General features: G+C 36.2%; 14 protein-coding genes. 4 read left to right on the forward strand and 10 right to left on the reverse strand.

Features of this window, described 5'->3' with window-relative positions:
- Nucleotides 1-8: 8 nt before the first annotated feature.
- Complete coding sequence (locus MKY09_RS12115) at nucleotides 9-476, reverse strand: Imm30 family immunity protein (RefSeq protein WP_342560548.1); 468 nt, start codon at nucleotides 474-476, stop codon at nucleotides 9-11.
- A gap of 219 nt (nucleotides 477-695) precedes the next feature.
- Between MKY09_RS12115 and MKY09_RS12120 the strand changes: the two genes are divergently transcribed.
- Entirely contained in the window at nucleotides 696-1,589 is an 894-nt protein-coding gene (locus MKY09_RS12120; protein ID WP_342560547.1) for a 3-hydroxyacyl-CoA dehydrogenase, read from the forward strand.
- Between the two features lie 666 nt (nucleotides 1,590-2,255).
- Here MKY09_RS12120 and MKY09_RS12125 read toward each other — a convergent pair.
- On the reverse strand, nucleotides 2,256-3,011 hold the full coding sequence (locus tag MKY09_RS12125) for an SDR family oxidoreductase (protein WP_342560546.1): 756 nt from the start codon (nucleotides 3,009-3,011) through the stop codon (nucleotides 2,256-2,258).
- Nucleotides 3,012-3,535: 524 nt separating this feature from the next.
- On the opposite strand from MKY09_RS12125, the gene MKY09_RS12130 reads away from it, so the two are divergent.
- Nucleotides 3,536-4,993: an IS1182 family transposase gene (locus tag MKY09_RS12130; RefSeq protein WP_251557258.1), complete on the forward strand. Its 1,458-nt coding sequence runs from the start codon at nucleotides 3,536-3,538 to the stop codon at nucleotides 4,991-4,993.
- Between the two features lie 104 nt (nucleotides 4,994-5,097).
- On the opposite strand, the gene MKY09_RS12135 is transcribed toward MKY09_RS12130, so the two are convergent.
- The 7 genes from MKY09_RS12135 to MKY09_RS12165 form a co-directional block, all read right to left on the reverse strand.
- On the reverse strand, nucleotides 5,098-5,454 hold the full coding sequence (locus tag MKY09_RS12135) for a hypothetical protein (RefSeq protein WP_342566763.1): 357 nt from the start codon (nucleotides 5,452-5,454) through the stop codon (nucleotides 5,098-5,100).
- A 125-nt stretch (nucleotides 5,455-5,579) separates the two neighbouring features.
- Nucleotides 5,580-7,274 carry a peptide ABC transporter substrate-binding protein gene (locus MKY09_RS12140; RefSeq protein WP_342566764.1) on the reverse strand — a complete coding sequence of 565 codons (1,695 nt, stop codon included), beginning with the start codon at nucleotides 7,272-7,274 and terminating at the stop codon, nucleotides 5,580-5,582.
- Between the two features lie 272 nt (nucleotides 7,275-7,546).
- The gene (dacB, locus tag MKY09_RS12145) at nucleotides 7,547-9,004 is read right to left on the reverse strand and encodes a D-alanyl-D-alanine carboxypeptidase/D-alanyl-D-alanine-endopeptidase (RefSeq protein ID WP_340883888.1); all 1,458 of its coding nucleotides are present in this window, start codon (nucleotides 9,002-9,004) and stop codon (nucleotides 7,547-7,549) included.
- A 222-nt stretch (nucleotides 9,005-9,226) separates the two neighbouring features.
- Entirely contained in the window at nucleotides 9,227-10,051 is an 825-nt protein-coding gene (locus MKY09_RS12150; protein WP_342566765.1) for a sugar nucleotide-binding protein, read from the reverse strand.
- A gap of 22 nt (nucleotides 10,052-10,073) precedes the next feature.
- On the reverse strand, nucleotides 10,074-10,505 hold the full coding sequence (locus MKY09_RS12155; RefSeq protein WP_342560543.1) for a GNAT family N-acetyltransferase: 432 nt from the start codon (nucleotides 10,503-10,505) through the stop codon (nucleotides 10,074-10,076).
- A gap of 20 nt (nucleotides 10,506-10,525) precedes the next feature.
- Complete coding sequence (locus tag MKY09_RS12160; RefSeq protein WP_342560542.1) at nucleotides 10,526-11,041, reverse strand: shikimate kinase; 516 nt, start codon at nucleotides 11,039-11,041, stop codon at nucleotides 10,526-10,528.
- 74 nt (nucleotides 11,042-11,115) lie between these two features.
- Nucleotides 11,116-11,556, reverse strand: a complete 441-nt coding sequence (locus tag MKY09_RS12165; protein ID WP_342566766.1) for a VOC family protein — start codon at nucleotides 11,554-11,556, stop codon at nucleotides 11,116-11,118.
- A gap of 149 nt (nucleotides 11,557-11,705) precedes the next feature.
- Here MKY09_RS12165 and MKY09_RS12170 point away from each other — a divergent pair, with 149 nt between their 5' ends.
- Together MKY09_RS12170 and MKY09_RS12175 are read left to right on the forward strand one after the other, a co-directional pair.
- Nucleotides 11,706-11,891 carry a hypothetical protein gene (locus MKY09_RS12170; RefSeq protein WP_298473417.1) on the forward strand — a complete coding sequence of 62 codons (186 nt, stop codon included), beginning with the start codon at nucleotides 11,706-11,708 and terminating at the stop codon, nucleotides 11,889-11,891.
- 299 nt (nucleotides 11,892-12,190) lie between these two features.
- On the forward strand, nucleotides 12,191-12,742 hold the full coding sequence (locus MKY09_RS12175; protein ID WP_298473414.1) for a glutathione peroxidase: 552 nt from the start codon (nucleotides 12,191-12,193) through the stop codon (nucleotides 12,740-12,742).
- Nucleotides 12,743-12,842: 100 nt separating this feature from the next.
- Here MKY09_RS12175 and MKY09_RS12180 read toward each other — a convergent pair whose 3' ends face one another.
- Nucleotides 12,843-13,343 carry an LURP-one-related family protein gene (locus tag MKY09_RS12180; protein ID WP_298473411.1) on the reverse strand — a complete coding sequence of 167 codons (501 nt, stop codon included), beginning with the start codon at nucleotides 13,341-13,343 and terminating at the stop codon, nucleotides 12,843-12,845.
- Nucleotides 13,344-13,392 lie beyond the last annotated feature (49 nt).

Here is a 13,392-nt window from a genome sequence, read left to right on the forward strand (position 1 = left end):
CTTCCTTTCTATGTGCATAATCCTTTTTTTACCTCTTCTACTTTATCTGTAAAATCAATTGGATTATCATCCCTTATAACTTCTAGTAGATTCAATACAACGCCTTTGCATATTATGTCAGCCTCTTTTAATGCTTCAATAAATAAATTTCTATATTCATCATGATTTAAAATTCTATAATGTAGAAACACCATCCACTCTCTACTTTTTTCGATATTCATTGGAACAGCAGCAATCATTTGTTTCAAGCCTTTCTTAGGAGAAAACGCACTTAAGTATTCTATTGTATGTATAACGCCCCACATGACTTCTTCCTGTTCGGTTTCATCGTCTAACACGCCCATCAGCTGACCGATAAAGTGAACATCATTTGTATTTGCTACTTCCTCCAATGCCTCTTCGAACAAAATAATTTCTTGCTCAGAATGCATCAAGCGATTATCTTTCAACCTATGAATTACTTCTGTATAGTCCATTAGCGTCCTCTCTAAAACTAAATATTTGTGCTTCTTGTTCAATTTTAACATGTATTTAATTTTTTTCCTTTCTTTTTCAATGAATAAATGTAATTTTCCATCATTTTCACCTTCACTCAATAGCAAGCTGTCTTATACTAATTTTTTATTTTCTAATACATAATAATGTCAAATTAGATAATAACTAATAGTTATTAGAGCATAGAGGAGTGAACTATTTTGGATACTAATAAGGTACTGGTAGCGGGTAGTGGAGTTTTAGGAAGTCAAATAGCTTTTCAGACAGCTTTTTACGGATTTAAAGTAGCCGTATATGATATTAATGAAGAAGCGTTAGAGAAGGCAAAGGAAAGACTTACTGGGCTGAAAGCAAGCTATCAAGAAGACTTAGGTGCAACTCAAGAAGCAGTAGATACAGCTTATGATCGTTTAACGTTGCATACGGACTTAGCTGAGGCTGTTCAGGATGTGGATTTAGTAATTGAAGCAGTTCCCGAAGTGTTGGATATCAAGAAAGTATTTTATGAAAATTTGTCGAAGGTTGCTCCACAGAAAACAATCTTTGCGTCAAATTCCTCCACTATGATCCCTAGTCAGCTCGTTGAGTTTACGGGTCGTCCTGAGAAATTCTTACATTTACACTTTGCAAATAGAATTTGGTTAAACAACACGGCTGAAATTATGAAACATGAAGGCACAGAACCTCAGGTTTTTGAAGAGGTGATTGAATTTGCTAAAGCAATTAATATGATTGCTTTACCTATCCATAAGGAACAGCCTGGCTACATTTTAAATTCCTTATTAGTACCATTTTTAGATGCCGCTCAAAATTTAGTCGCAAATGGAATTGCTGATCCTGAGACAGTGGATAAAACATGGATGGCAGGTATGGGCGTAAACAGAGGCCCCTTCGGAGTGCTAGACATTATAGGATTAAACACCCCATATAACATTGCACTTGAAAAAGCAAAATTAGGAAATGAGCAAAAGGCGAAAATAGCAGCATACTTTAAAACGGAGTTAATCGATAAAGGACGATTGGGAATTCAAAATGGAAAAGGTTTTTATGATTATCCAAATCCAAAATATGAAGATCCTAAATTTTTGAAATAATTTTCTGAAGAAGGCTATTTATTAGTCTTCTTTTTTTCATGAATCTATTTGGTATAGCGCTCGTTTACTACAATAATGCTGTGCTTTACGAAAATTTTCCAGCGTATTACGACAATCTAACGTTCGTTTACTACAATGCCGCTCTACTTTACGACAATCACCCAGTAAATTACTACAATCCATATCTGACTGTTAATTTGAAAAGAAATTTACGACATTCTAGACCTCCTTTACGACAATGCTGCTCTACTTTACGACATTCACCCAGTAAATTACTACAATCCATTTCTGACTGTTAATTTGAAAAGAAATTTACGACATTCTAGACCTCCTTTACTTCAATGCCGCTCTACTTTACGACATTCACCCAGTAAATTACTACAATCCAAATCTGACTGTGAATTTGAAATGAAATTTACTACAATCTAACTTTCATTTACTACAATGCCGCTCTACTTTACGACAATCACACAATGAATTACTACAATTCAAATGGAACTGTTAGTTCAGAAGGAGATTTACCGTAGTCTAGTGCATCTAGTAAGTCTAGAGAATTTAGTTTTTTTACGAAACAAGCATATAGGAGTGGTACCTTGCGGAGAGTAATAAAAATACACATTTAAAAAGTCAGAGTGAGAAACAATTCACCCTGACTTTTTCATATATTTAGCGTAGCATTATAGATCCGCCGTCTGCCATGATTGTTTGACCAGTTATATACTTAGAGTCCTCGCTTGCTAAGAAAACTGCTACGCGACCGATATCTTCTTCCACATCACCGAAGCGTCCTAATGGGATTTTGCTGCGAACATTTTCGTAATATTCAGGCTGTGCTTTCGCCCATGCTCGTACGCCTTCAGAGTCGGCAATAGGAGAAATAATGTTTACGTTAATACCGAAGCGACCCCATTCATTGGCTGCCACACGGGAAATTCCTCGAATTGCTTCTTTTGCTGCAGCGTACGCCCCTTGTGTTTCGTGTCCAGCTAATCCAGCGCCTGATGCAAAGTTAATCACATTTCCTTTTGTTTCTTTTAAATATGGAAGTGCTGCCTGCATCAAATAGAAGGTTGGGTAAAACCCTGTGCCGAATGACAAATCTAAATCTGCTTGTGTTGTGTCTTCAATCGTCACCTGTTTAGATGCATGTGCATTATTGACTAAAACATCAATTTTTCCATACGCTTCTGCTACTGTAGTGATAATTGTAGGAAGCTTGTCTCTATCCATTAAGTCTGCCTTTAAAAACATCGATTTAGGTGATATTTCCTGAAGTACTTTTAGACTTGCTTGACCAGCTTCTTCGTTCACATCAACAATTGCTATTATTGCTCCTTCCTTAGCCATCGCCTTGGACATACCTAGCCCAATGCCTCCTGCTCCTCCTGTAACAATAACAACCCTATCCTTAAGTCTGTCCATAATATTACCTCCTTAACTCTTTTCTATTTCATCCTACCCCTTAATCCTTTATATCTCAATTTAAATGCTATTATATATTTATACTATTTGATTCTAGCCCCATCATGCCCAGTATCCTCTGTACTTTTTGCAATAATTGCAGAAGCATTTTTATAGTTTTCATTTATAGATTCGCTAGAAGAAACCACTGGGTCTCCGTATGCAGTGAAAGAGGGCACTGAAAAAGTGCCTTTAAAACGTTTAGATGTAGAGTATGAATGCAGGTTCTGTTCATCTTCTACTATTTTCTGAATCCATGTCTTTCCGTTCCGAGCGGATGCTTTCCAGGGGGCGGCCCGGCAAGCCTTCTCCCTCGCTGCGCTCAGTCCGGGTGCTCGCCGTGGCCGCTAATCCCCTAGGAGTCACCGCTCTGCACTCCAATCCAATCCACTTTTCTACCTGTTATAGAATTTTTTAAAATGTACTCAGACCGAAAAATTATTTTCTTGCTATACTAAAGAAAAGTAAATGCAGGGGTGCTCACAATGATTTCAAACCAAGAAACGCTGAACTTAAGTCCATACATGGCGTTATATGATTTAATAATTCCAAAAGACAATATGCTTCGTCAAATCAATGAACTTGTTGATTTTTCGTTTATTTTAGAAGAACTTCAATCAAAATATTGTTTGGATCATGGTCGTAAAGCGATTTCACCCATTCGTATGTTTAAGTATTTATTATTAAAAGCAATTCATGATGTGTCCGATGTGGATTTAGTGGAACGTTCAAAATATGATATGTCATTTAAATACTTCTTAGGAATGGCTCCAGAGGATGAGGTCATTGAACCAAGTTCACTTACAAAATTTCGTCGACTTCGTTTACAAGATGTAGATTTGTTAGATATGTTAATTGGGAAAACCGTTGAAATCGCACTTGAAAAAGAAATCATCAAAAGTAAAACAATCATTGTGGACGCAACGCATACGAAAGCACGTTACAATCAAAAATCGCCCAAAGAATTCTTACAAGAAAAATCAAAGAATGCCCGAAAAGCGGTCTATAAAATAGATGAATCTATGAAAGAGAAGTTTCCAGAAAAACCGACTTCTAACGAAGTGTCAGATGAAGTGACTTACTGTAAAAAAGTCATTGAAGTGATAGAGAAAGAGCCACAAATAGCGCAAGTGCCTGCCGTGAAAGAACGTTTAAATACATTAAAAGAAATCGTAGAAGACACACTATTTCATCTGAATTATTCAAGCGATACCGATGCACGTGTCGGACATAAATCAGCAGATACATCTTTCTTTGGTTATAAAACTCATATAGCGATGAGCGATGAACGAATTATTACAGCAGCGATTGTAACAACTGGTGAACAAGGTGATGGACAACATTTAATAGATTTAATTGAAAAAAGCCAACGTACAGGTATGAAAATAGAGAAGGTGCTTGGAGATACAGCATATTCTAGTAAAGACAATTTAATATATACCAAGACAAATAAGGTCCAACTCATTTCAAAATTACATCCGCTGATTACAAATGGCCACCGTAGAAAAGAAGATTTATTTGAATTTAATAAAGACGCTAATTTATATGTTTGTCCAGCGGGTCATTTAGCAAAAGGAAAAACTATAAAAAAAAGAAATACAGATGACAACCGTAACCCTCAAATCAAATATAATTTTGATGTTGAAAAATGTAAAATATGCCCTTTCAGAGTTGGGTGTTACAAAGAAGGATCGAAATCTAAAACATATTGTGTCACAATCAAATCGACAGAGCACCTTGAACAAGAGGCATTTCAGAATACCGAAGAATTTAAACAGCTTGCCAAAGAGCGATATAAAATCGAGGCAAAGAATAGTGAATTAAAGAGTGGACACGGCTACGATACAGCGATTAGCACGGGTCTTTTTGGCATGGAAATACAAGGAGCCACAACCATATTTGCGGTCAACTTGAAGCGAATCCTAAAGTTACTTAACGAATGAGAGCAAGAATAAGGCAATGAAAAAGGGTACTTTCTGTTCAGTTTGAACAAAAAGTACCCTTTTTTAATTTTCAAAAACAAAATTATTATAAAAACGTAAGTTTTTCAGTGCCCTCCAGTGAAACTAGTGGGGTCTTCCTTCTCTTTCGCTTTTTTTGTACTAGCCCTCTCCGTACTCTCTGCAATAATGGAGTATGCTGCTTTGTGTGTATAATCCATAGGTCGTGCATCTGATTTTAAAGGGTCTCCGTATGACCGATCCGTTGTATATTCCTTGGAAGTATTCTGTTTTCCATAGTCATTCATCATTGGCTTTTGTGTACTATCTGCAATTTGGGAGGATGCTTGCTTAAATTCTTGATTTATTGAGGGTTTGGTAGATTTAATGGGATCTCCATAAGCCGTATTCGTAGCAACGTTTTTATTCCCTAATTTAGCACTTTCATTATTTTCTTGCTTCAAGATATGTATGGCCTCCTTTAATCGAATACTATTATACTTTCCACCCTTGTAACAAATATGCAGTCTAGAATAGGTGAAATAAAAAGTGTATATCCAATAATGGATATACACTCATCATTTACGGATTATTCTTTTCCTGAAATATAAGCCCATTTGTAGCTATAATCACCTGTAAACGGATGAGATATAATTCCGTGGACGTATGGTTTTTGTAGTGACATGAGTCCTGACTGATACATCGATGCGACGGAAGCATCTTCCTCCATAATGATTTTTTCGGCTTTTGCTAGTGCTTCCCAGCGTGCCTCAGGCTCCAATGCAAGTTCATTTTTTGCTTGGTCAATCAGTTTATCCAACTCCGGGTTTGAATAAGACATATTATTTTGCGGTGAACCTGTAACAAATAATTCTAGGAAGGTAATTGGATCTTGGAAGTCAGGTGCCCAGCCAGTGCTTTGAATATCGTAATCCTGCGCTGCATCCTTGTCCAATTTCACATTGAATGTAACTGGTATCAGCTTAATAGTAAGCCCTTTAAGATTTCCTTCCATCTGAGCTTTTAAATATTCATCCATATTTTTAGCAAGCTCACTGTCATTACCAACTAATTCTAGCTCTAATTCAGTCAGTCCTTCTTCTTCCATTCCTTCTTGAAATAGTTTTGCTGCTTCTTCAACGTTATACTTTGCCATGTCTCCATTTATATCACGAAAATCTTTTTTATTTTCATCGAATGTCAGTCCCTTAGGCACTAGGAAATCACCTGGTATTGAACCGTTTGCCAGTATAGCTGATGCCAAATCCTCTTTGTTGAAGGACATAGCAATTGCTTTACGAATTTTCACATTTGAAAGGGCTGTTTTTTGACCATCACGTTCTTGGTTTAGCTTCAAATAGTAGATAGTAGGTTTTAATTCTTTTATTACTTCTTCATGGTTTGCATATTGAAGTGCAAATTCTCCTGATAATCCTACACGATCTTTTTCCCCATTCTCATAGAGGTTAACAGATGTAGCTGTTTCCTTGACTACGTCCACATTAACCTTATCCAACTGGACAACTTCAGCATCCCAGTAGGTTGCATTTTTTTCTAATGACCAGGATAAGCCAGTCCCGTCCCATTCAGTTAGCACAAATGGTCCATTGTAGATAAGGTTATCTGAGTTTGATGCATAGGAATTACTTTTTTCAGTTACATATTCTTCATTTTGAGGATAGAAGGTACCAAATGACATTAAGGACATAAAATAAGGTACGGGTCTCTCAAGCGTCACCTTTAAGGTTTTATCATCCACGGCTTCAACGCCCAATTCTTCTTTTGCCATTTCCCCCATTGATATTTGGGTTGCATTTTTTATTAACCCTTGCATCATATAAGGACCATAGGAACTGCCTGTCTCAGGGTCAATTGCTCTTCTCCAAGAAAATACAAAATCTTTTGCTGTTACTGGAGTACCATTGGACCAGTTAGCATCTCGTAATTTGAATGTATAGGTTAATCCATCTTCTGAAACTTCTGGTTCACCTTCTGCCATTGCAGGCACAGGAATGTTTTCTTGATTTAATCGATAGAGCCCTTCCATTACGTTATTAAGGTAATTAAATGACACAGCATCATCGGCCAAAACTGAGTCCATTGACGGAATCTCTGCACCTGCAACAAGATTTAATTCTTGTACTTCATCAAGTTCAGCAGAATCTTTCCCCTCAGTAGTTTCTGGTTCTTTCGTTGAACTTTCTTTAGTATTTTTGTCCTCATTGCAAGCAACTAGCAAAATACTTAAGGTAAGTAGAAACACCCATAATAATTTCTTTTTCACTTCATTCATCCCCTTTTTTTAACATATTAAGCACTCTATTAATATATTTCACTAATCGCAATAAATCAAATAAAAATTAGATTTTTTAGAATTATCTCATTATTTTTCGTCATAAATATGTATGTTAGCACACTTTTTGATTTGACTGTCAATCAAAATCATATATTCTATTAAGCGCCACTTCTCTAACTTGATACTTTTACTTTCATTTTGACAATAGAAATAGCCAGTAAACTTTCGTTTACCGGCCTTTCTATTAGTTTTTAAATATTTTATAGTCCTCTAGCCATTTCCTTTACAATTTCATCAATTACTGTAGCTGTACCTGACTTATCTTGTACCAATACACTAAAAATATATTGTTCCCCACTACTTCCTTCTATATAACCACTTAGCGTACTAACGCCAGTTAATGAACCTGTTTTGGCAAAAACGTTACCTGAAGTAAGTGGATCTTTTAGACGGTTTCTTAGTGTGCCTCCTACCATTCTGTCAGGATGAGCAGCTACTGGTAAACTTTTAAAATAAGTGGCAAACCAATCTTCCTGTTGTATCTTTAGAAGTAAATCATTAATAGCCAAGCCGGACACTGAGTTTGCGTGAGACATGCCAGAGCCATCTTCAAATTTCCAATTAGACATATCTAAGTTAATGGAATTACCGTACTGCTCCATCACCTTTAAGCCGGCCTTCGTGCTTCCATGATTGCCGTTGACCTTGCCCATTGTTTTAACCAATATATCCGCAATACCATTATTACTTAGCTTCATATAAGGAATGAGTAGTTCTCTTAATGGCATAGATTCTTTTACTGATATTAGTTCAGCGCTTTTAGGAGTGGCAGCTCTAAACAATTTATGTTTCTTATACTCTATCCCTACTTGTTCTAATATGGCTTGGAACATTGTCAATGTATGAGTAGTTGGGTGCTGCATCGTTACCCACTCTCTTTTAGTCTTATCGATCGGTAGATTGCCACTTATGACAATTTGATTTGTTCGATAAGATCTTTCAATCGTAATTGTATTACTTTGGCCAGCCGCTACAGTTTGTGCTTGATTGACAATTTCTAGATCTCCAAGATGGGGTGTTGCTTTTACGGTAGGAGCATTCCCGATTGCAGAACCATTGACATCTATAATAATGGTTCCAGAATCATAGTCAGCATTTGGTGATGTAGTCAATGCAGAAATTGGAGCTGCGTAGTAATACGATTCATCGTTTGCCCATATGCCTGGTGTTAACAACTCATCATCAAACCACTTGTCATCTCCGACAATTCTTCCATCAATCGTTTGAATTCCTTTAGCCTTCAATGCTTGAGCAAATTGTCGTAAGTCTGCCTCCATTAAGGTTGGATCGCCTTGTCCCTGTAAATAGACATCTCCTTTTAATACTCCATTAGATAGCTTACCGCTCGTATACAGACTTGTTTTAAAACGATAATTTTCTCCTAGAACATCTAGCGCTGCGGCAGTAGTAAGCAGCTTCATATTGGAAGCAGGTTTAATAGGTGTATCACCATTATAGTCATACACCACTTCACCAGTCATCCGGTCCATAATCGCAATACTTACTTTTGCACCTGACAGTTTTTCTTGAACGATTGTCGAAATGGATTCACTTAAAGCATCCTCTGTTGTTACCTCTGCTTGAGCTAATTGCCCCATTCCAAACATGCTCACAAATAAGACCCAAGCCATCAAAAGGCTTGCCCACCTTTTCCTCATAATCTTCCCCCATTCTAATTTGCATTAATAGATTAGGGACATATTCCACTTAAAGAAGAAATTTCCTTCCAACAAGTAAAAAAGAGGATTTTCGGAGTGGTATGTTAAGGAAAGCATCTATCAATATTCCTATGATAAATATGTCTATTGAATTAGTATTAGAGAGTATTTGCTGTTTTAGTCGAACATTCATCGTCTCTGCATGTAACGATTTTCCGTAATTTATATATTCCTAAATACGGTTGGCAGCAATTCAGAAATCTTATCTGTCCTTAAGGATGTATCTAGAGATATATAGGGATTCTCTTCTTTTGTAACAATCACTGGGCAAATGAAGGTACTGTCGAATCCAAGCTGCTCCACTCTCTTTTTATTAAAAGTATAATAGCTTTCCTTTTGTGGTGGACCTGCATGAAGAATGCCTATGACGTTATTTTTACTTAGCTCTATCAAGGCTTCTGATAGATTATGGACATTCACAAAAGACCTAAATACATTTTCCCACGCATTATACTGCTTATTTTCTTTTATATGTTCAATGATTAGGAGCGTACGTTTTTCTATATAATGATTGTCCCCATATAATGGCCCTGTCCGTACAATCACATAATTTGGATGATTCTTCATCAAATATTGTTCTCCGGCATTTTTTGCATTTACGTAAATAGCTAGACGAGCTTCGGAAGGTAGCAAACCAGTGGGATCAAGCTCATCGTAATCACCCCTACCATCCACGAACACCGCATCAGTAGATATGAATATGAATTTGGTGACCTCACTCAAATGTGTTACGACATTTTTCAGTCCAATTTCAATAAGCTGATCCTCGTTCTCCATGCTCATAAGACACCAAATGACGACATCCGGTTTTATACTGTTTATTGTCTGTGCAACTAAATGCTTGTCCATTACATCTAAAGGAATGATTTTTTTTGCCACGTTTGACAACCTAGATGTTCCAACAACGGTTAGCGATTCTTCCTGAAGAGCCTTTTGATATAAGATAGATCCTAAAAAGCCAGTGGCTCCAAGAATAAGTACTTTCATTTTATTGCTCCTTTTGTTTTATTTAGTTCAACGTTTTTCTAAAGGAATAGCACCATTTGTCGTATTCAAATTTATTTTCATAAAAACGGTGGGCTTCTTTTCTTTGTAAGCCTGACTCTAAAGCTATGTACTCTGCACCATTTTCTTTAGCGTATTTATGTATGTATGTTAATAATTGTTCACCGTAGCCACCTGAACGCTGTGATGTATCCGTTACTAAATCGTAAACAAATATATGGCGCTTATTGTAAAAGTTCGTTCGCCAGCTAAATCCGATTAAAGAAACCATTTTCTCTTGGACATAGAGGGCATACAACTTGTATCCATCCTTCTGCATTTCGTCCAATAAATCTATGTACGTTTCCATCGTTAAATCTGTTCTTAGTTGATTCATTAAAGGAAATGCTTCTGACCACTGCTCTCTTGTAATTAGCTCTTTTACTGTCTCTAACATTATGTCCCCTCATTTTCTTATTAAAAATTAAACTCAGCTCTTATTATTTGTACGACTTCATATGGACTCAAAAAAGTATTATCGATTCTTATATAATTTTCTCTTTCTATTTCTCCAGGCATTGAATTTAATCTGTTATTTTCCATTGTTGTTAGTAAGTGATGTTCAGATAGCTTCACGTTTCTTTTTGTTGGTTTACATTCTAATCGATGTGGTGTCATATTTCGTTCGAGTCTCTTCTCCACATTGGCTTCTAACTCAACAAAGTAAATAGAAACACCTTTGGATGACATCATTTGACAGATATTCTCTATATCATCCCAATCCTCTTGTTTGTCAAAATACCATACCTTCGTAAAGATCATTCCATCCTGATTACTTTTCAAAAATGATTGAAAAATCTCCATTCGAAACTCGTGAGTCAGTCTCCACATTTCCTCACTAAAGCCAAAAAGTGGCTCTAGCAAATCTATTGTCATATGGTTGTGAAACAGCTTTAGACCTGTTTCCCTCGCAAGCTCCTGTCCAACTGTCATCTTGCCCACTGCTTAGGGTCCAAATATAAAAACAAACTTATCCATTTTAACGCTCCTTACTATCAAAATCCCTACTAATCTTCAATTAACAACATATTTGCGTCATCAAACTCCCATGTATCTGCGTAGGCAATCTCCCAATAATAGCCGTCTCGGTCAGTAAAGTAGCCACCGTAGCCTCCCCAGTCTGTTGCTTGGGCTGCTTTTTGGATAGTTGCGCCTGCTAAATGGGCCATTTTCATTAATTCGTCTACTTCTTCTTTTGTTTTTGCGTTATAAGCAAGTGTGAAGCCTGTAAATCCATTGGATGCATTCGGTGGATTATCCGAATTTATGTCTTTTGAAAGGTCTTCCAATGGATATAAAGCTATTTTAGTACCTTCATTTTTAAAGAAGATAATATGCGGACTTGATTCTGGTCCTCTTACAGCAGTAGCGAATCCTAGTTTCTTGTAAAACTCATGTGCACGGACGATATCCTTTGTCCCAAGTGTAATAATATTTATGCGATTCATTGTAATTCCTCCTAGGTATAGTTTCGAGATTGTGGAGATATTCCATCTTTCATTGAGCCAAATGTATGTCTATTAAAAGGATGTCCATAATAGTAAAGCAGAAATTGTACATTGGTAAACGATACTAATAACAAACAAGGAGTGAAAAAATGAAAAAGCAGGATGACTTTAATACAAAAGCACCTAAAAATGAAAAAATAACGATTGAAAACGGATCTACCTATCCAAACGGTAACCATGTTCCTGGTGACTCTGTTGATAAACATAAAGCACTCGAAGAGGCCAATATCATTCTAACTGGCGACGAGATCAAACAACAAAACGAAAATTTATAATTTTTTCAAATACTAGATGGTATCTCTTTCTAGTATTTTTTTATGGATTTTTCCTAAGTAAATTGGGACTCAAGAAACTGTCTTATTATAAATACTACAAAAGATTTTTCTTTCCTCCTTCCACTTCCTCCTTTTGTAAGTTAGCAGTTAAAATATATAGATTTAAATCATTCTATAAACATACCAAGCAATAATTTGGCAATTATTTAAGAACTATAATACAATCAATTATATGAGTCTAACGAATTAGGTCTAAGGACTCTTATTATAAGTTTTTATTTGAGGATAGGGGAGAAAAGATGAGTATCTATGATTTTGATTTTAAATTACCGGATATCAGTGGTAACTTGGTTTCATTAGAAAAATTTAAGGGGAATGTAGTGTTGATCGTCAATACTGCAAGCAAGTGTGGCTTTACATACCAATATGAAGATTTGCAAAAATTATATGCTCGGTATAAGGAGCAGGGATTTGTAGTCCTAGGATTCCCATCTAATCATTTCGATGACCAGGAGCCTGGTAGTAATTCAGACATTAATCAGTTTTGTAAGATAAATTTTGGTGTACAATTCCCAATGTTCTCTAAGGTAAAAGTAAGAGATCAAGAGGCCGAACCTCTTTTTAATTACCTAACGACAGTTAAGCCATTTAAAGGATTTAACAATTCTCATCCGTCTTCTCGAATACTAAGTTCCATCATTAATGAAAAGGTACCACATTATATGCAAGGAAATTCGATTAAATGGAACTTCACTAAGTTTCTATTAGATCGTAATGGTAACGTTCTACATCGTTATGAATCTACTACAGATACCATTGATATGGAAAAGGATATTGAAGCATTATTATAATAAGCATTGGTTTAAAGGGTAAAATTTTTTTATCAAAATATGATTCTTGTTTTTCGAATTCAAGAATCATATTTTGAAATGCTGGTAGACAATCTAAAGCTTAAATCGACGCAGTAGCAGATGAAGATGCTGCTTGGTCCGCCTTTACACAGTCAATCGCAATAACTAGAGAAATGATGATGGCTTCCATATCCTCTTTCCAGATTTCCACCTGATAGCTATCCCCCCAAGTGAACCATTCCTTACTAACTTGCCCTACCACTTCTCCGTGCTGTAACACCTGGAAATTCATATCCCACCAGTTACCATGCACCTCAATACCAGCTGCATCAATTGAATAACGAGCCTTCAAGAAAGAGAATTCCTTCTTAATCGTTAGTACTTCTTTTCCATTTACCTCCACAAAAAACTTCGGTAAAAAACTGAACATTTTTTTCGTAATGAGCGCTATTTCGTTTCTGGATGTATTTAAAATAGAGAACGTTTTGGGGATTTTCATAAAGCTGCCCTCAACGTAATATACATCGTTCTCCTGCTGATCCTTTACGGTGAACTTGCCACTTAGACTTAATACCTTTTGCTTTATATAAAGTTTTTTCATAATTTTTTCTCCTTTTGTTTCATTTAATAACTAGCAGATCTTGAATTTT

The organism is Psychrobacillus sp. FSL K6-4046 (assembly GCF_038624605.1).
In the GTDB taxonomy this organism is placed as follows: Bacteria; Bacillota; Bacilli; order Bacillales_A; family Planococcaceae; genus Psychrobacillus.